Genomic DNA, 17888 nt, shown 5'->3' on the forward strand with positions numbered 1-17888 from the left:
CATGCCCGCCGTTATCCCAAGTCCGGGAAGTCCTGCAGCGTTACGGCGGCGTCCTTCGTCCCGTGCAGCTCGAAGACGACGATCTCGTTCTCGCCTTGGCGGAGCAGCGGACCCGGCAGGTATAGCGCCTTCTGCGGGCCGACCTCCCAGTAGCGTCCGAGGTTGAAGCCGTTCACGTAGACGACGCCTTTGGTCCAGCCTTCCATCTGGACGAACGTGTCCATCGGCTCGTCCACGCGGAAGGTCGCGCGGTGGAACGCCGGTCCTCCGGGCGCTTCCGCTTCGGCTGCCCGATCCGACGAGTGCGGCTCGAAGACCAGTCCGGTCAGGTCCTCCATCGGTAGCGAGCGAATCGTCCAGTCATAGAGGAATTGGCGTTCGAAGCGGACGCCTTCGGTGATGCCCTTCGGGTCGTCCATTTTCCACCCGTAATTGATGCGCCCCATGTTCTCCACCAGAATATCGAGCCGTACGCCGCCTTCCGGCACCTCGAACGCGATGTCGTGCGCCTTCGGCTCCAGCAGCAGATCGTGGCTGTTGCGCTCGATGACGCCCCGGTAGACGCCGTCTACGAAGACCAGCGCCCTGTCCCGTACCTCCTGCAAAGTCAGCTTGCTCAAGGGGCGCGGTCCCGACAGCTGCGTCGAGTAGAGGATGAAGCCGTAATCCTGGTCCAGCGCCTCCATCGTCTCCGTGTGCGCGCGGTGCACCGGCGTCGACAGACGGTCCAACGAATCGAACAGCGCCGCGCGCTCCGTCATCGCGATGCGTCCGTAGTTGCCTTTGGGCGAAGGCGCGGGCAGCGGGATATCCGGGAGCTTCGCATACTTGCCGATGATCTCCTGCATGGCGTGATATTTGTCCGTCAGATCGCCCCACTCGGTGAGCAGCGCATTGTAGTCGTAGCTGGTGATCGTCGGCTCATGCTTGTCGAAGAAGTTCGCGCCGTTGTAGAAGCCGAAGTTCGTGCCTCCGAAGAACATATAGAAGTTGACCGAGGCGCCGGCGCGGAGGATGCGGTCCAGAACGTCCGCCACGTCGTCCCAGCCGCGCACGTGATGCTCTTCGCTCCAATGGTCGAACCAGCCGTTCCAATACTCCATGCACATGACGGGCCCGTTCGGCTGGTACTCCTTGAGCTTGGCGAACGCTTCCTCCGGCCGCGAACCGAAGTTGACCGTCGCCAGAACGCCGTCGACCATGCCTCCTTGGAGCATGTGATCCTCGGGTCCGTCCGAGGTGAACAGCAGCACGTCCATCCCGCGGTCGATCATACCCTGTCGGATGTAGTTCAAATATTGCTTGTCGTTGCCGAAGCTGCCGTACTCGTTCTCGATCTGCATGGCGATGATCGGCCCGCCGTTCGTGCAGAGCAGCGGTTTGAGCCTCGGCAGCAGCGCGTCGAAGTAGGCGTCGACTTTGTCGAGAAACGGTTGATAGTAGCAGCGAAGCTTCATGTTCCGATCCTTCAGCAGCCAGGAGGGGAGTCCGCCGAATTCCCACTCCGCGCAGATGTACGGGCTTGGCCGCACGATGACGTGAAGCTCCAGCTCGGCGGCGGTCTCGATGAACTTCACGAGATCCGCTCCGCCGTCGAAGCGGAATTGCCCTTCCTTCGGCTCGTGGACGTTCCAGGCGACATAAGTCTCGACGGCGTTGAAGCCGCAAGCTTTGAGCTTCAACAGCCGATCCCGCCATTGCTGCGGAATGACGCGGAAGTAGTGGATGGCCCCCGAGATGATCTGAATCGGTTGGCCGTTCAGCAGGAAGTCGGAACCTGCGGTCGTAAAAGTCGCCATTTGCGCATCGCCTCTTTATAGGATGATAATGACAGTTTAAATCATGGAAATGATTGATTCAATCATAATTATGCGCAATAAATACCGCTCGGCTCCTCCCATGCGGGATGAAGCCAAGCGGCAAGACTCGAATCGCGATATGCATCGGAATCGTGGCGCGCGGAGGTCGGGCAGCGTAGCGAGGCCGTCGGTCGGCAGCCGATGGAGGATGCCGCTTGGCGTCCGCGAGGCCGTCCGATCGGCCTAGATCAACCGCTACGGCGACTTGAGGCGGGCCATGTCGCGCTGTAACGATACTTATTATCGTTACGGCGACGATGGGCGGGCCATGTCGTACTGTAACGATACTTTTTATCGTTACAGCGACTTGAGGCGGGCCATGTCGCGCTGTAACGATACTTTTTATCGTACGGCGACTTGAGGCGGGCCATATCGTGCTGTAACGATACTTTTTATCGTTACGGCGACTTGAGGCGGGCCATGTCGCGCTGTAACGATACTTTCTATCGTTACAGCGACCAGAGGCGGGCATTGCCGTGCTGTAACGATACTTTTTATCGTTACGGCGACTTGAGGCGGGCCATGTCGCGCTGTAACGATACTTTCTATCGTTACAGCGACCAGAGGCGGGCATTGCCGTGCTGTAACGATACTTTTTATCGTTACGGCGACTTGAGGCGGGCCATGTCGTACTGTAACGATACTTTCTATCGTTACGGTGACCTGAGGCGGGCCATGTCGTGCTGTAACGATACTTTTTATCGTTACGTCGACTTGAGGCGGGTTACCAAGGCCCGGCCTAGCCGCTGGGCTGTCTGCTCGGACTCGCCACGCACAGGCGAACCGACCCACGCACAGGCGAACCGACCGGTCAGCGTCGCGGCGTTCCGATCATTTTCTCCGGCCGCACGTACGCGTCGAACTGCTCTTCCGTGAGCAGTCCCGTGCGGAGGGCGGCCTCGCGCAGCGTGAGTCCTTCCTTGTGCGCGAGCTTGGCGATCTTGGCCGCGTTCTCGTAGCCGATGTGCGGGTTGAGCGCCGTGACGAGCATGAGCGATTGGGCGAGATTGCGGTCCAGCACTTCGCGGTTCGGCTCGATGCCGACGGCGCAGTGCTCGTCGAACGAGCGCATCGCGTCCGCGAGCAGGCGGACCGATTGCAGGAACGCGTTCAAGATGACCGGCTTGAACACGTTCAGCTCGAAGTTGCCCTGGCTGGCCGCGAAGCCGATCGTCGCGTCGTTGCCCATCACCTGGCAGGCGACCATCGTCAGCGCCTCGCATTGGGTCGGATTGACCTTGCCCGGCATGATCGAGCTGCCCGGCTCGTTCTCGGGGATCGTGATCTCTCCGATCCCGCTGCGCGGGCCGCTGGCAAGCCAGCGCACGTCGTTCGCGATCTTCATGAGGTCTGCCGCGAGCGCCTTCAGGGCGCCGTGGACGAACACCGTCTGGTCGTGGCTCGTCAGCGCGTGGAACTTGTTCGGCGCGCTGACGAACGACTTGCCGCCGGCCTCCCGGCCCAGTGCCTTCGCGACGCCGTCGCCGAAGTCCGGGTGCGCGTTAATCCCGGTGCCGACGGCCGTGCCGCCGATCGCGAGCGCCTTCATCGTCTCGACGCTGGCGCGGATCATCGCTTCGCTCGTCGTCAGCATCGCGTGCCAGCCGCTGATCTCCTGGCCGAGCGTCAGCGGCGTGGCGTCCTGCAGATGGGTGCGTCCGATCTTGACGATATCCATGAACGCGTCGGACTTGGCCGCAAGCGTCGACTGGAGCTGCGCGAGCGCTGGCAGCAGCGTATCTTCGACGGCGATCACCCCGGCCACGTGCATCGCGGTCGGGAACGTATCGTTCGAGCTCTGGGAGCGGTTGACGTCGTCGTTGGGGTGGACGCGCTTGTCGCTGCCCCGGGCTTCGAGCAGCTGGTTGGCGCGGCGGGCCAGCACCTCGTTGACGTTCATGTTCGACTGGGTCCCGCTGCCGGTCTGCCAGACGACGAGCGGGAAGTGGTCGTCCCACTTGCCGGCGATCACCTCGTCGGCCGCCTCCGCGATCGCGCCCGCTTTGTCCGCGTCCAGTTGACCGAGTTGTTCGTTCACCTGGGCGGCGGTCTTCTTCAGCATGGCAAAAGCCCGGATCAGGTCCGGCGGCATCCGCTCGCCGCCGATCCGGAAGTGCTGGCGACTGCGTTCCGTTTGCGCGCCCCACATGGCCTCCGAAGGCACTTGAATCTCGCCCATCGTATCGCGTTCCGTCCGATATGCCATTGTCGTTTCTCCTCCTATCGCGGCGCAATCCAAAGATTGCATTCCTCTCTATGTTTACCCTATTCCGGACGGTTTACATATATGGGGGGACGGGTTCGATCGAAACATTCGATTTCGGGCGATCGTCTAACCTTACATAACGAAGGAGGGATCTTGCATGCGTACGGGAACAAAGGCGGCGCTAGGCCTGCTGGCCGGCGTCATCGCGGCGGGCGGTTGGGAGGAGACGGCGGCCTTCGCCCAGTCAGCCGGACCGAATGCCAGCTACGAGATGCCGGGCGCGGGATTTGTCAACCCTAATCCGGTGCCGTCGGCGCAGCCGAAATGGACGGCGGATCTGGACGCGCCGCTGGTAGACGCTCCCGCCGGACTCGCGACCGGGAACGGGAATGTGTATTACCTGAACGACGGGAAGCTCATCGCCAAACAGGCGGCCTCCGGCAAGACGCTGTGGTCTTATGCCGCGAAGCTCCAGGGCGGGCAGATCGCGATGGCTGGCGGTTTCCTGTACGTCAGCGGGCAGGAGGGTAGCGTCTACCGGGTCGAGGAGAAGACCGGCAGCGGCAAGCGCGTCTATCAAGCCAAGGGGGAAAAGACGGCGCCCGCCCTCTCGGTAGACGGCGGAACCTTGTACGTGCTGGCCGGCGGGACGCTATTATCCGTGAATCTGGCGACCGGCAAGGAGAATTGGCGCAATACGGACGCCAAGACACTCCCCACGAAGATCGGGAACACGCTGCTTGCGGGCGCGGTAGAGTCGGGCGCCCTCACGGTCATGACCTATTACGCGATCGATCCCGTGACCGGCAAGTCGCTATGGCGGCTGGAGGGCGACCATACGGGGCCGTTGAAGGTGGACGGGGACAAGCTGTATTTCCGCGACCTGTGGCCGCATAACGATCAGACCGAAACGTTGGCCGATATCGACGAGGTGGATTTGAAGACGGGCAAGATTACCGCCACCAAGTCGTTCGTTCCCGTCAAGGAAGGCGAGGATCCACTGTACCAGCATGCGTCAAAGGTCGTTATGGAGGGCAGCGACATCTATGTCGTGACGAGCGACCGGGGCGTGTTTAAATACAATTACGATTCGGATCCGGCGGTCGTGCAGCCTGAGGTCATCCAGAACAACGGCATGTTCATCGCGGGCCCGTATAACGGCAAGCTGTACTTCCGCAACGGCGACAACCGGGGCATCGAAGCCCGCAAGATCGTCGACAAGTCGCAGGTGTACTACGAGGGACTGAACAACCCCGTCAGCCGCTTGGACCTCATCGATGCGGGTATGTACGTCGGGCAGACGGACGGGCAGATCTTCGCCCTGAACGTCGCGACGGGAAAGGCATTGTTCCGCTTCCAGACGTCGGCGGAGAGCTATGGTCCTTTCCAGGTGGAGGAAGGGACGCTGCTGGCGCAAGCGGGGGGCAAGCTGTACGCGTTCGCGCTGCCGGCTGAGCTGCAGAAGCCGGCGAGCGGCGGGACGACGGCCGGCTCGTTCGTCAAGGCGGACGCGAAGCTCACGATCGACGGCCAGGCCCGCGCGTTCTCGCCGTCGATGATGACGACGAACAATCGCATGTTCGTGCCGTTCCGATCGTTGACGGAGGCGCTCGGGGCCAAGGTGGGCTATGACGGCGCGACCAAGCGGACGACGGTCACGTACGGTGATCGCAGCTTCCAGATTGCGGACGGCGCGCCTTATGCGGTGGTCGGCGGCAAGCAGAACCCGCTCTCCTACGCGCCGGTGACGCTGAGCGGTTCGCTCTACGTGCCGATCAAGGACTTCGGCGATCTGCTCGGCGTAAGCGTCGTCTGGAACGGCGGCTCGCGCACCGTCGAAGTGAAGACGAAGGCGTAGCTTCACGTGTAAAAAACGGCACCGCCGTCTCCCGGATGCTGGGGAGGGGCGGTGCCGTTTTCAGCGTGTTTGGCGGGGAATTCGGCCGAGATAACCGAAGACTCGGGTTAACGGACCCCGCCGAGCGGGGAATTTGGCCGAGATAACCGCAGAATCGGGTTAACGGACCCCGCCGAGCGGGGAATTCGGCGGAGATAACCGCAGAATCGGGTTAACGGACCCCGCCGAGCCCGGATTTCGCCCGAGATAACCGAAGACTCGGGTTAACGGACCCCGCCGAGCGCGGATTTCGCTCGCGATAACCGCAGAATCGGGCTAACAGGCCCCGCCGAGCGCGGAAACCGGCCGAGATAACCGCAGAATCGGGTTAACGGCCCCGCCGAGCGCGGATTTCGCCCGTGATAACCGCAGAATCGGGTTAACTTGCTACGCCCTCACACCGCGCGCTGGAATTGGCTGTTGTACAACCGTGCGTAGAAGCCCTCCCGCGCCAGCAGCTGCTCATGCGTGCCCCGCTCGATGATCTCGCCGCCGTCGATGACGAGGATCAGATCGGCGCCACGCACCGTATTCAGCCGGTGGGCGATGACGAAGCTCGTGCGGCCCTGCATCAGCGCGTTCATCGCTTCTTGGATGTGCATCTCCGTCCGCGTGTCGACGCTGCTGGTCGCTTCGTCGAGCACGAGGATGTCCGGATTCGCCAGAATGGCCCGCGCGATCGTGATCAGCTGCCGCTGACCGTGGCTTAGGTTGCCGCCCGACGAGGTCATCGGCGTGTCGTAGCCGAGCGGCAGCTTGCGGATGAAAGCGTCGGCGTTGGCAAGCCGCGCGGCTTCGGCGATCTGGGCGTCGGTGGCGTCCAGCCGGCCGTAGCGGATATTCTCGCGGATCGTGTCCGAGAACAGATACGCGTCCTGCAGTACGATGCCTAGCCGGCTGCGAAGTTCATCCTTGGCGATGCCGCGTATATCATGGCCGTCGATCGTGATGGCGCCTTCGTCTACGTCATAGAACCGCGTCAGCAGGTTGATGATCGTCGTCTTGCCGGCCCCGGTGGGGCCGACCAGCGCCACGACCTGGCCCGGTTCCGCGACGAAGTCGATCTCCCGCAGCGTCGGCGCATCCGCCTGATAGCCGAAAGTCACACGGTCGAAGACGACGCGGCCGTCGCCAACGCCATCCGTCGTATCCGGGCTCGCAGCGATCTTCCCCGCGAATGCATCCGCACCAGCATGATTGCCCTCGGAAGAACGACGGCTCATATCCGTTTGCTCGCCCTCGTATAAATGCCGCTTCTCGGACGCACGCTCTTCATCCTCGGATAAATGCCCGCTCTCAGAAACAATCTCGCCCTCGGAAGAACGACGGCTTATATCCGCATGCTCGCCCTCGTATAAATGCCGCTTCACGGACGCACGCGCCTCACCCTCAGATGAATGCCCGCTCTCATCCCAATGCTCGCCCTCGGAAGAACGACTGCTTATATCCGCATGCTCGCCCTCGAATAAATGCCGCTTTTCGGACGCACGCTCTTCATCCTCGGATGAATGCCCGCTCTTAGACACAATCTCGCCCTTGGAAGAACGACGGCTCGTATCCCCATGCTCGCCCTCATACGGATGCCTGCTCTCAGACGCGCGCTCATGGCTCCCATCAGCAGGCTCCTCTTCATACTCCGTCTCCATATCCATGACGTCGAAGACGCGCTCCGCGCCGGCGACCGCCGCCTGGATCGCGTTGTACTGGTTCGCCAAGTCGTTGAGCGGCCAGGTGAACTGGCGGGAGTAGCTCAGGAACGCGACGATGACGCCGACCTTCGTCAGATCGTGTAGCGCCATCCAGCCGCCGGCCGCCGCGATGAGGATGAAGCTCAGGTGGCCCATCATGTTCATGGCGGGGCCGATCGTGCCGGAGAAGATCTGCGCCTTCGTCCCCGCGCGCTTCAGCTCCGCGTTGATCCGCTCGAATTCCGCGACCGCTTTCTCTTCCCGGCGCAGAATCTTGATGACCTTCTGTCCGGAGACGGTCTCTTCGATGAAGCCGTTCAGCTCCCCGAGATGCTGCTGCTGGTTCTTGAAGTAGCCCTTCGTACGCCGGGCGATCGTCTTGGCGACCAGCAGCACGAGCGGCGCCGTCACCATCGTGACGAGCGTCAGCCAGACGTTGAGCGTCAGCATCATGACGAGCGATCCGACCAGGGTCAGCAAGCTCGTGACGATCTGGATGAAGCTCTGGTTCAGCGTGGCCGAGACATTCTCCACGTCGTTCGTCGTCCGGCTCATCAGCTCGCCGTGCGGCGTCCGGTCGAAGTAGCGCAGAGGCAGCCGCTGCAGGTGGCGGAACAAGTCCTCGCGGATCTCCCAGACGGTCCGCTGGGAGACGCCGGCCATGACGAACGACTGAATCCAGTTCGTCAAGCTGCCGAGCGCGTAGACCGCCATCAGGACGGCGCACAGGCTGAGCAAGCCGTCGAATTGACGCGGAACGATGTGCGCGTCGATCGCCCGGCCCAGCAAGTAGGGGCCAGCGAGCGAAGCGGCAGTGCCGATCAGCGTCAGGCCGACAACGGCGAGCAGACCCGCGCGCTGACGGCCCAAGTATCCCCAGATGCGCCGGAGCGTCGCGCCCGTGCGCTTGGCCCGCTGCTTCTCCGTCGGCTGTGGCCGGGATCTGCGGTCAAACATGGTAGAGCGCCTCCTTGCCCCGTTGGGATTGGTAGATCTCCCGATACACCGGGCTGCGCGCCAGAAGCTCGTCGTGCGTACCCTCGGCGGCGATGCGCCCCTCGTCCAGCACGACGATCTTGTCGGCGTCGATGACCGACGAGATGCGCTGCGCGATGATCAGTCGGGTGCTGCTCTTCATCCGCTCCCGGAGCGCGCTCTGGATGCGGGATTCGGTCCCGAGATCGACCGCGCTCGTACTGTCGTCGAGGATGAGGATGCCCGGATTCAGCAGGATCGCGCGAGCGATCGAGATGCGCTGCTTCTGACCGCCGGACAGGTTGACGCCCTTCTGGCCGACCTTCGTGTCGTAGCCGTCCGGGAAGCCGGCGATGAAGCCGTGCGCCTCGGCCGCGCGAGCCGCGGCCTCGACTTCCTCTTGGGTGGCGTCCGGCTTGCCGTAGCGAATATTGTCCCGGATCGTGCCGCTGTACAGCACTGCCTGCTGCAGCACCATGCCGACCTGGCGGCGCAGCCGCGCGGAAGGGATGTCCTTCACGTCGACGCCCCCGATCGCGATCCGGCCCGCCGCAGCGTCGTACATGCGGGGAATGAGGCTGACCAGCGTGGACTTGCCCGAGCCGGTCGCCCCGAGGATGCCCACCGTCTGGCCGGGCTCCACGGCGAGGTTCACGCCCCGAAGGACGAGGTCGTCCCCTTCCGCGCCGTAGGCGAACGAGACGCCGTCGAACACGATCCGTTCCGCCCGGATCGTCTCGTCTTCGACCGAATCCGTCTCCCGTGCCGGCGGCTCCGCCATGTCCGGCACGGTATCCAGCACCTCGCGGATGCGCGCGGCGGACGCCTTGGCGCGGGAGATGGTGACGACCAGGTTGCCGAGCGCCGCCATCGCGAACGCCATCTGCGATACATAGGTGATAAAGGCGGCGAGGCTGCCGACTTCGAGACCGCCGGTCTTCGTCAGGTTCCCGCCGAACCAGAGCACGGCTACGACGCCGGCGTTCAGGATGAGCGTCAGGAGCGGCACGTTGACGGCGACCGCGCGGGCGGCGCGGATCGCCATGTCCCGGTTGTCGCGGTTGGCCCGGCCGAAGCGGGCGCGCTCGAACCCGGCGCGTACGAAGGCCTTGACGACGCGGATGCCGGACAGGTTCTCCTGCACGACCGTGTTGACCCGGTCGAGCTTCTCCTGCACCTGACGGAACAGCGGAGCCGAGCGGCGCAGCGTGACGTACAGGATCGCGAACAGCACCGGGAGGATGGCGAGACAGAGCAGGGCGAGACGCGGGTTGATGAGGAAAGCCATCGTCAAGCTTCCCGCGAAGAGGAAGAAATCGCGCACCAGCATGCGCAGCGACATCATCACGAGATTCTGGAGCTGCACGATGTCCGCGGTGAGCCGCGTCACCAAGGAGCCGGTCGTTAGGGCGTCCAGATTGCGGAACGTGAATGTCTGCACCCTGCGGAACAGCCGGTTGCGCAGATCCGTGCCGAAGCCTTGCGAAGCGAGCGTGGAGAAATAAGTGCAGCCTACGCCGCCGATCAAGCCGACGCACGCGGCGCCGATCATCCACCCGCCATACTGCCAGACCGCGCTTAGGTGCCCGGCCGTCACGCCGTCGTTCACGATGCCTGCCATGAATCGCGGCTGCAGCAGATCCATGCACACTTCCAGGATCATGAATAGTGGGCCCAGGATCGCAGCCGCGCGATACGGACGCAGGAAAGTCGTTAATTTCGTCAAGCGAACGTTACCTCCTTCGATCATTCGTCGGCTAACGAATCGGGTGTGTCGAGATTGTGCTGCATTTGCATGAGCAGACGGCGCAGGAGCAGTTGTTCCTCCGGAAGGAACCCGGCGAACGCCCGCTGCTCCACCGACCGAATCGCGCCGCCGACCGCGTCCAAGGCCGCACGCCCTTTGGCCGTCATATAGACGCGAGAGATCCGCTGGTCTCGGTCGTCCGGCCGGCGCTCGACGAGCCCGGTCTTCTCCATCCTCGTCAGCATAACGGTCAGCGTAGCAGGGGTCAGCCGGACTCGCTGCGCCAGCTCCCGCTGGCTGAGCCCGTCTTGCTCGCAAAGGCGGAAGAGCACCGGCGGCTGTCCTGGATAGACTTCATATTCGTGAATTAACCGATCGACTTCCCGCCGGTGCTGCTTCAGGACGTGACGCATCAAGTGCGTGAGCGAATCCGGAAAAGGCTGCATATATAGGCCTCCGTAATTAGTTAGTCAGCTAACATTAATGTAGGGGCCGCGCTTCCGGTTGTCAATCCTTTTTTCGTCAGGTTCGTGCGCGAGATGGCGTCTTTTTTTTGAAATGGGGCTTGGCCATTATCCCTATCAGGGCTTACACACCTAATAATCGTAGGGAATATTCGTCTTCGGTTGGCAAAGGTCGCCCGGAATTCATCGACTGGGACCTGTCCGGTGGTGCTTGTCGGTGGTGCTTGTCGGTGGTGCTTGATGGTAGTGCTCGCCGATGGTATTCGCTGGTGGTTCTTTCTCATGGTTCTTTCTCGTGGTGGCTGCTCCCCAATAAATTGTNNTGTTCGGTCGGCGTTGGAGGTTTCGGAGGTCTGAAGCTGCGGAGGTCCGGAGGTCTGGAGGTCTGGAGGTGCGGAGGTCCGGAGGTCTGGAGCAGTGGAGGACTGGGGATCTGGAGGTCCGGAGGTCTGACAAATCTATGAAGACGTAACAATAGGTGCTTAGAATGTCAGAATGGCCGCTTATCACCAAATAAGAATCAGATAGGCCATGTAGATGATATCGTTGCAGCTCGTAAAGACCGGATTCGCCGTTGTGAGATCCTTTTATAGCCCGTCGCAATTTCATATAGCCTGTGACCTGGTAAGGGCATGCGTCTTTTTTGACAAAGTCGAATCTATATAACGTTATTTACATGTGCTATGCTAGGGTGAGATGTACGTACAAGCACATTCATGGCGCAGGAGGATTCGATGACGATGGAGAATCAAGCGTTCGAGGGCACCTATAAGGGGGAGCGGGCGATTTGGCTTCAGGCCGGTCCCTACGAAGCGGCGGTGCTGCCGGATACGGGGGCGAACCTGATCGCTTTCCGCGACAAACAGCGGGGCTATGCATTCATCCGCGAGCCCGAATCGGCGGAGATGGAAGCTTTCAAGGCCCGTCCGATCGTGCACGGCATTCCGGTGCTGTTCCCGCCGAACCGGTACGAGGACGGGAAGTTCGCGTGGGAGGGTCAAGTCTATCATTTCCCGGTGAACGAGCCGGACCGGCGCAATCATCTGCACGGCTTTCTCAGCGACATTCCGTGGGAGGTCGACCAGTTCGGCGCCGACGGGCTGGAGAGCCGCGTCACGCTGTCGGTTACGATCGATCCATCGCACCCGGTGTACGCTTGTTTCCCGCACTCTTTTACCGTTCAACTGCAATACACGCTTAGCGCGCACGGCCTTCATCAAAGGATCAGCGTCCGCAACGAAGGCGCGGACCGCATGCCGTGCCTGCTCGCGTTCCATACGACGGTCAACGCGCCGTTCGTGCCGGGCAGCACGCCAGCCGATCATACGTTCAAGCTGACGGTGGGCGAGCGGTGGGAGATGGGCGCGGACGGCCGGATGCTGCCGACCAAGCGCAAGCTCGCGCTGACGCCGGGCGAGGAGCGGATGCGCGACGGCACCCAGTCGCCGTTCTTCGAGGCGATGGACAACCATTATACGGCGCAGCCGCAGGACGGCCGCAACCGGATGGAGCTGCTTGATACGCGCGTCGGCGTGAAGCTCGTCTACGACATCGGGGCGGGCTACAAGCAATGGATGATCTGGAACGACGGCGCGAAGGGCGGATACTTCTGCCCCGAGCCGCAGGTCAACCTCGTCAACGCGCCGAACATCGAACTGACGGCCGAGGAAGCCGAGGCGGTCGGGCTCATCGGCCTCGCGCCGGGCGAGATCTGGGAAGAGACGAGCCGGCTGTACGTGATCGGGTAAGAGATAGGCAACGTTTGAAGCTTTTGTACGCAAGCGCCGGCGAAGATCGTTCGCCGGCGCATTTTTTTTCATCAGGAGCACGGGCTCCCGCTTTCGCCGTGAACGCTTCGGGGCGCTCATCCGTCTGTATGTAGAGATACCGCGCGAAGCACGGACGCCGGAACGATCGGGTCCGACTCGCATGCAGAAGGAGCGTGAACCATGACGCCATCGTTGAAGCCCGTCCCGAGGAGCGCGATGCGCATCTATATCGGGAAAAAGGCATACCGGTTGAAACGGTATGCGGAGTGGTACTTCGGAGACAAGAAATACGCGAAGCGTCTCGAGCCGGAGCGCCGTCTGCCCCATGTCGCCTTCACGCACCGGACGGTGCTGCTGCGGCAGCTCCGCGCGGTCGACATGCAGCTGCAGATCAACAAGGTGCACAATCTCAAGATCGCGTCGCGCCTTCTGAACGGGCTTGTCCTGCAGCCGGGAGAGACGTTCTCCTATTGGCGTCTCTTCGGCGATGCCACGAAGCGCAAAGGTTATCTGGACGGCATGATCCTCTTCTACGGTCGGGTGACGACCGGCGTCGGCGGCGGATTGTGCCAGCTGTCGAACCTCATCTACTGGATCACGCTGCACACGCCGCTCACCGTCACGGAGCGCTATAGACACAGCTACGATGTCTTCCCCGATACCGGGCGGAGCCAGCCCTTCGGCAGCGGCGCGACGTGCGCCTACAACTATCTGGACTTGCAGATCAAGAACGAGACCGACCGGCCGTACCAGCTCATCGTGTATCTGACGGATACGGATCTGGCGGGGGAGTGGCGGACGACGGCGCCTCCGACGAAGTCTTACGAGGTTTACGAGAAGGAGCACTGGATCACGCAAGAACACTGGGGCGGCTATATCCGGCATAATCGCATTCACCGGAAAGTGTTCGACCGGGAGCAAGCAAGCGCGGCGGACGAATTCGTCACCGAGAACCATGCCGTTATGATGTACGAACCGATGCTCGGCAGCGGCAAAGGCGGCCCGAATTGAGAACGTACGCGCACGCTGCCCGATCTTGGCGGTCCAAGACACCGCGAGCCGCAAGCCCTGCCTTCTGTACGAGTCCGTACGGAAGCCGGGGCTTGCCGTTGCTCCGGGCGCCTATTCGCCCACCAGCCGCCGCAACTTGGTCTCGGTCGGCGAATTGGACGCGGGCGTATAGACGCTCATCCGCAAGTCGGCGCTGCCGTGCACCTGCAAGGAGGTCAGATGGAACAGCATCTTGCCCGCCTTCGCGTGGCGGAATTCCAGCACGACCTCGGGCGCGCTGTTCACGCGGCTGTCGTGCCACAGTTGTTCGAAGTCGGGGTACAGCCCGCCCATCTCAGTGAGGAAGCGATCGTACCAGTCGTCCTCGACGTACTGTCCGTAGTAGGCGCGGAAGATCGCCAGATACCCGCTCGCGAAATGTTCCCAATTGACCGCGAGCCTGCGGAATTCCTTGCGGGCGAACAGTAGGCGGATCATATTCCGCTGCTCGGGCGGAACAGCCTCGAAGCCCAGGAACACATGAGCCGCCGCTTCGTTCCAGCCGACGATCTGGCAGCGCCGGTCCGAGATGATGGTCGGGCAGTACCGGAGCTCGGCGAGGATCTTCTCGAGCGCCGGCGTGATGCGCGGCGTCGGCTCAGGGGCGTGGAGCGCGGTGCCGATGCCGCTGTCCGAAGCCAGCGCGATCAAGTATTTGCGCTCGTCCGGCGTGAGCCGGAGCGCCTCGGCGATATTGTCGAGGACGGAGAGAGACGCCTGGATGTCGCGGCCTTGCTCCAGCCACGTGTACCAGGTGCTGCTGACCCCGGCGAGGTGCGCGACTTCCTCTCGGCGCAGGCCCGGCGTCCGGCGTCGCATGCCTTCAGGCAGCCCGACCGATTGGGGCGTCAGCTTGGCCCGCTGCGCCTTGAGGAAGGCGGACAGGGCTTGCAGTCTTGTTTGGGTATTCACAGGGGGGACACCTCCCGATGGATTCGGCGTATTTGGCGCGCAAGGCCATTCGGGCGAACCGGGGCATCCTTGCCGCCGATTCGGCGCCTTGCATTCTGGTAGTTATTATACCAGGATAAACGATAACTTGTAATAGGATATATCGTGTGGAAAGATGGAAGGTACAAGAGGTCCGCGGTCAGCATCGATCTGGACCGAAGGCAAGGAGGAAGCAATCATGGAGAGAGTAGTCATAACCGGCATGGGCGCGATCACGCCGCTCGGCAATGATGTGGAGACGTTCTGGAGGCGGCTGGCGAACGGGGAGTCTGGCGTCGGCCCGATCGATACGTTCGACGTGTCGCGGCACAAGGCGAAGATCGCCGGCATGGTTCGCGAATTCGACGCGGAAGCGCGGTTCGGGCGCAAGGAAGCGCGCCGGATGGATCGCTTCTGCCAATTCGCGGTCGCGGCGGCGGATGACGCTGTCGCGGACGCCGGACTCGACATGGAGACGGTGGACCGCGAGCGCGTCGGCGTCTATGTCGGCGCGGGCATCGGCGGCCTGCAGACGCTGCTGGACAACGACGGGCAGCTGCGGGACCGGGGACCGGAGCGCGTGAGCCCGTTGCTCGTCCCGATGATGATCCCCAACATGGCGGCGGCGATGATCAGCATCCGCCTGGGCGCGTACGGCCCCACGATGGCGCCCGTGACGGCTTGCTCGATCGGCAATACGGCGATCGGCGAGGCGTTCCGGCTCATCCGGGCCGGCGACGCGGATATCATCCTGGCCGGCGGCACCGAAGCGGCCGTCACCGATATCGCGCTCGCCAGCTTCGGCAACGCGACGGCGCTGTCCGGGCGGAACGAAGCGTCCGGCGAAGCCAGCCGGCCGTTCGACGCCGGCCGCGACGGGTTCGTCATGGCGGAGGGCGCCGGCATCCTGGTGATCGAATCGCTGTCGCACGCGCAGCGCCGAGGGGCCCGCGTGCTGGGCGAAGTGATCGGCTACGGCGCGAGTTCGGACGCCTATCATATAGTCGCGACGCACCCCGAGGGGCGGGGCGCGTATCAGGCGATGCGCGCCGCCTTGCGCAGCGCGGGGCTCTCGCCGTCGGACGTGGACGTCATCAGCGCGCACGCGACGAGCACGGAGATCGGCGATCTCTCCGAGACGGAAGCGATCAAGCGGCTGTTCGGCGAGGACGCCTACCGCATCCCCGTCACGGCGAACAAGTCGATGACCGGGCATATGCTGGGCGCGGCGGGCGGGATCGAAGCGATCGCCCTCGCGAAGATGCTGCAGGAGGGCGTCGTGACCCCGACGATCAATCTGACGTCGCCCGATCCGGCCTGCGATCTGGACTATGTCCCGAACGAAGCCCGGCGCGGTCTGGATCTGCGGATCGGCCTGTCCAATTCGTTCGGATTCGGCGGACACAACGCGGTGATCGTGCTGCGCAAATATGAGGAGACCGCCTAACGCAAGCAGAATAGCTGCGCGCCAGAGCCGTTCGCGATATTCGCGGGCGGCTTTTTGTCGCGGGCGATTGCTTGAACGTCGGGGCATCCGCCGCAAAATGGAAACTGCGGTTGAGTTAAATTGATCGATAATGTAATATGTTTATTAAATAAGCAAACGATATGAGGTATTGTCTATGAATAAATTCGAAGAGCGGTTTCCCGTGACAGACCGGGAACGGTCGGATCTGATCCAGCGGTTTTTCCCGAAGGGGCCGGACGGTCCCCTGAGCCATATCCCGAAGAAGGAGAAGCGGAAGCTCGTCGTTCTGCGCCATCTGGCGGATACGTTCGAGCCGGGCAAGCGGTACACGGAGAAGGAAGTGAACGAAGCGCTGAAGGCGCGATTCGAGGACCATGCGACGCTGAGGCGGAATCTGATCGACTACCGGTTCATGGACCGGGAGCCGAATGGGAGCCATTACTGGCTGAGGACGACGGATGCGGCAGAGCGGGGAGAGCCGGAGCGCGGATAAGCAACGGCGCAAGGAAGTCGGAAACGCGTACGCGCGCAGCATCCGCCGGATGGGGATTGAGCAAGTACAAGAAGGAACCGAAGGAACCCGAACGGCGGCTCTGGCTCGAGAAGCTGCAGTCCTGCGGCGAGCGGGGTTACAATCGTCCGCTCCGAGGTTGCGTTGCGGTCGGGCGCATAGAGGCCTCCATTCGCGGCGATCTCCGACGGATGGAGGCCTCTTTCGCCTTGGTTCGTTTGCTTTGAAAAAATATTTGGATTGCGGGCTTGAGCCTTACGTCGCGTAATGGTTTATAGTAAGAGTACCGGTAAGCACGATCGCGCGAATCGAGGGGATGATCATCTCAGGGCAAACGCAATGGAAAGTGGGCGAGCTCGCCAAGTTGACGGGACTGACGGTGCGAACTTTGCGCTTTTACGATCAGATCGGATTGTTGTCGCCGACCGGCTATTCGGATGGCGGGTACCGGCTCTACGAGGAGCCGGACCTGTCGCGTCTTCAGCAGGTCCTGGCGCTAAAGGAACTGGGGCTGCAGCTGGATGAGATCAAGTCCGTCTTGGCGGACCCGCACTACAATCCGTTGGAAGTGGTGAACCTGCAGGTCGCCCGTCTCCGGGATCAGATCGCAAGGCAGCAGCAGTTATTGAAGGAATTGCAGAACGCCGCGTCGCTCATGCAGGCGAACGAACCGTTGAATGTAGAGGGCTTTGCCAAGCTGCTCGGCATGATGAAAAAGTCGCACGAATCGTACTTTTCCGAACGACGGACAAGCATGGAACGCTATTTCGACCGGCTCGGCGACTGGCTTGCGCAGCCGTCCGAAGCCAATATCCATGAGGAGGATGACCGATGACCGCACGATTTGCTACGCATGACACGTTTGTAATCGAGAAAACCTATGAGGTCGCGCAAGACCGCGTTTTCGCGGCCTGGTCGAATCCCAAGGCCAAGGCCAAGTGGTTCTCTCCGGCCGACACGTTCGAATTCCGGGTCGGCGGACGGGAGACCAGCCGAGGCGGCCCTCCGGGAGGTCCTATATTCGCCTTCGAAGCGACCTATCAAGAGATCGTCCCCGGCGAGCGCATCGTCTACGGATACACGCTGGACATGGACGAGACGCGGATCTCGGCCTCCGTGGTCACGGTTGAATTCAAGCCGGCAGGTTCCGGGACGCAGCTGATCTTCACGGAGCAAGGCGCCTTCCTCGACGGACACGATTCGCCGAGCCAACGAGAGCATGGGACGAACGCGATGCTGGACACGCTGGGCCAAGTGCTGCAGAGCGCGTCCGCATCCGGGGACAGTGAAATTTAGTTGTTCCGCGCGGCCAACCTTTATCTCC

At 62.3% G+C, this 17888-nt stretch carries 13 protein-coding genes; 7 read left to right on the top strand and 6 right to left on the bottom strand.

The features are described from left to right. Window positions 1-11 precede the first annotated feature (11 nt). Window positions 12-1799, bottom strand: coding sequence for a glycoside hydrolase family 35 protein (locus H7C19_RS04085; RefSeq protein ID WP_185141308.1), 1788 nt, complete (start codon window positions 1797-1799; stop codon window positions 12-14). Between the two features lie 871 nt (window positions 1800-2670). Beyond that, window positions 2671-4065, bottom strand: a complete 1395-nt coding sequence (fumC, locus tag H7C19_RS04090; protein WP_185141309.1) for a class II fumarate hydratase — start codon at window positions 4063-4065, stop codon at window positions 2671-2673. Between the two features lie 157 nt (window positions 4066-4222). On the opposite strand from fumC, the gene H7C19_RS04095 reads away from it, so the two are divergent. Next, window positions 4223-5923: a stalk domain-containing protein gene (locus H7C19_RS04095; RefSeq protein WP_185141310.1), complete on the top strand. Its 1701-nt coding sequence runs from the start codon at window positions 4223-4225 to the stop codon at window positions 5921-5923. Window positions 5924-6357: 434 nt separating this feature from the next. On the opposite strand, the gene H7C19_RS34605 is transcribed toward H7C19_RS04095, so the two are convergent. Genes H7C19_RS34605 through H7C19_RS04115 form a run of 3 tightly spaced genes read right to left on the bottom strand, consistent with a single transcriptional unit; the run spans window position 6358 to window position 10818 of the window. After that, window positions 6358-8607, bottom strand: a complete 2250-nt coding sequence (locus H7C19_RS34605; RefSeq protein WP_246469302.1) for an ABC transporter transmembrane domain-containing protein — start codon at window positions 8605-8607, stop codon at window positions 6358-6360. Beyond that, entirely contained in the window at window positions 8600-10351 is a 1752-nt protein-coding gene (locus H7C19_RS04110; protein WP_246469303.1) for an ABC transporter ATP-binding protein, read from the bottom strand. Before H7C19_RS04110 ends, H7C19_RS34605 begins: the two co-directional genes overlap by 8 nt. Window positions 10352-10371: 20 nt before the next feature. Continuing rightward, window positions 10372-10818: a MarR family winged helix-turn-helix transcriptional regulator gene (locus H7C19_RS04115; protein WP_185141312.1), complete on the bottom strand. Its 447-nt coding sequence runs from the start codon at window positions 10816-10818 to the stop codon at window positions 10372-10374. A gap of 758 nt (window positions 10819-11576) precedes the next feature. On the opposite strand from H7C19_RS04115, the gene H7C19_RS04120 reads away from it, so the two are divergent. After that, window positions 11577-12584 carry an aldose 1-epimerase gene (locus tag H7C19_RS04120; protein ID WP_376775318.1) on the top strand — a complete coding sequence of 336 codons (1008 nt, stop codon included), beginning with the start codon at window positions 11577-11579 and terminating at the stop codon, window positions 12582-12584. 201 nt (window positions 12585-12785) lie between these two features. Further along, the gene (locus H7C19_RS04125; protein ID WP_185141314.1) at window positions 12786-13616 is read left to right on the top strand and encodes a VanW family protein; all 831 of its coding nucleotides are present in this window, start codon (window positions 12786-12788) and stop codon (window positions 13614-13616) included. 111 nt (window positions 13617-13727) lie between these two features. Here the strand turns inward: H7C19_RS04125 and H7C19_RS04130 are convergent, their stop codons facing one another. Next, on the bottom strand, window positions 13728-14567 hold the full coding sequence (locus H7C19_RS04130; protein WP_185141315.1) for a helix-turn-helix transcriptional regulator: 840 nt from the start codon (window positions 14565-14567) through the stop codon (window positions 13728-13730). Between the two features lie 217 nt (window positions 14568-14784). Here H7C19_RS04130 and fabF point away from each other — a divergent pair, with 217 nt between their 5' ends. The 4 genes from fabF to H7C19_RS04150 all read left to right on the top strand — a co-directional run bounded on the left by fabF (window position 14785) and on the right by H7C19_RS04150 (window position 17860). Further along, complete coding sequence (gene fabF / locus H7C19_RS04135) at window positions 14785-16032, top strand: beta-ketoacyl-ACP synthase II (protein WP_185141316.1); 1248 nt, start codon at window positions 14785-14787, stop codon at window positions 16030-16032. A gap of 175 nt (window positions 16033-16207) precedes the next feature. Beyond that, a complete protein-coding gene (locus H7C19_RS04140) occupies window positions 16208-16546 on the top strand; it encodes a DUF2087 domain-containing protein (RefSeq protein ID WP_185141317.1) in 339 nt (112 codons plus the stop codon). Between the two features lie 334 nt (window positions 16547-16880). After that, window positions 16881-17399, top strand: coding sequence for a MerR family transcriptional regulator (locus H7C19_RS04145; RefSeq protein WP_185141318.1), 519 nt, complete (start codon window positions 16881-16883; stop codon window positions 17397-17399). Then, window positions 17396-17860: an SRPBCC family protein gene (locus tag H7C19_RS04150; protein WP_185141319.1), complete on the top strand. Its 465-nt coding sequence runs from the start codon at window positions 17396-17398 to the stop codon at window positions 17858-17860. The genes H7C19_RS04145 and H7C19_RS04150 overlap by 4 nt, the downstream gene beginning before the upstream one ends. Window positions 17861-17888: the final 28 nt, after the last annotated feature.

Origin of the sequence: Cohnella nanjingensis (assembly GCF_014212125.1) — a bacterium.
Lineage (GTDB): Bacteria > Bacillota > Bacilli > Paenibacillales > Paenibacillaceae > Cohnella > Cohnella nanjingensis.

What these genes read in the sequence shown, in the direction of transcription:
- H7C19_RS04095 (WP_185141310.1), top strand. Translation starts at nt 4,223, where the DNA reads ATGCGTACGGGAACAAAGGCGGCGCTAGGCCTGCTGGCCGGCGTCATC.
- H7C19_RS04115 (WP_185141312.1), bottom strand. Translation starts at nt 10,818, where the DNA reads ATGCAGCCTTTTCCGGATTCGCTCACGCACTTGATGCGTCACGTCCTG.
- H7C19_RS04145 (WP_185141318.1), top strand. Translation starts at nt 16,881, where the DNA reads ATGATCATCTCAGGGCAAACGCAATGGAAAGTGGGCGAGCTCGCCAAG.
- H7C19_RS04150 (WP_185141319.1), top strand. Translation starts at nt 17,396, where the DNA reads ATGACCGCACGATTTGCTACGCATGACACGTTTGTAATCGAGAAAACC.
- H7C19_RS34605 (WP_246469302.1), bottom strand. Translation starts at nt 8,607, where the DNA reads ATGTTTGACCGCAGATCCCGGCCACAGCCGACGGAGAAGCAGCGGGCC.
- fumC (WP_185141309.1), bottom strand. Translation starts at nt 4,065, where the DNA reads ATGGCATATCGGACGGAACGCGATACGATGGGCGAGATTCAAGTGCCT.
- H7C19_RS04120 (WP_376775318.1), top strand. Translation starts at nt 11,577, where the DNA reads ATGGAGAATCAAGCGTTCGAGGGCACCTATAAGGGGGAGCGGGCGATT.
- H7C19_RS04125 (WP_185141314.1), top strand. Translation starts at nt 12,786, where the DNA reads ATGACGCCATCGTTGAAGCCCGTCCCGAGGAGCGCGATGCGCATCTAT.
- H7C19_RS04085 (WP_185141308.1), bottom strand. Translation starts at nt 1,799, where the DNA reads ATGGCGACTTTTACGACCGCAGGTTCCGACTTCCTGCTGAACGGCCAA.
- H7C19_RS04140 (WP_185141317.1), top strand. Translation starts at nt 16,208, where the DNA reads ATGAATAAATTCGAAGAGCGGTTTCCCGTGACAGACCGGGAACGGTCG.
- fabF (WP_185141316.1), top strand. Translation starts at nt 14,785, where the DNA reads ATGGAGAGAGTAGTCATAACCGGCATGGGCGCGATCACGCCGCTCGGC.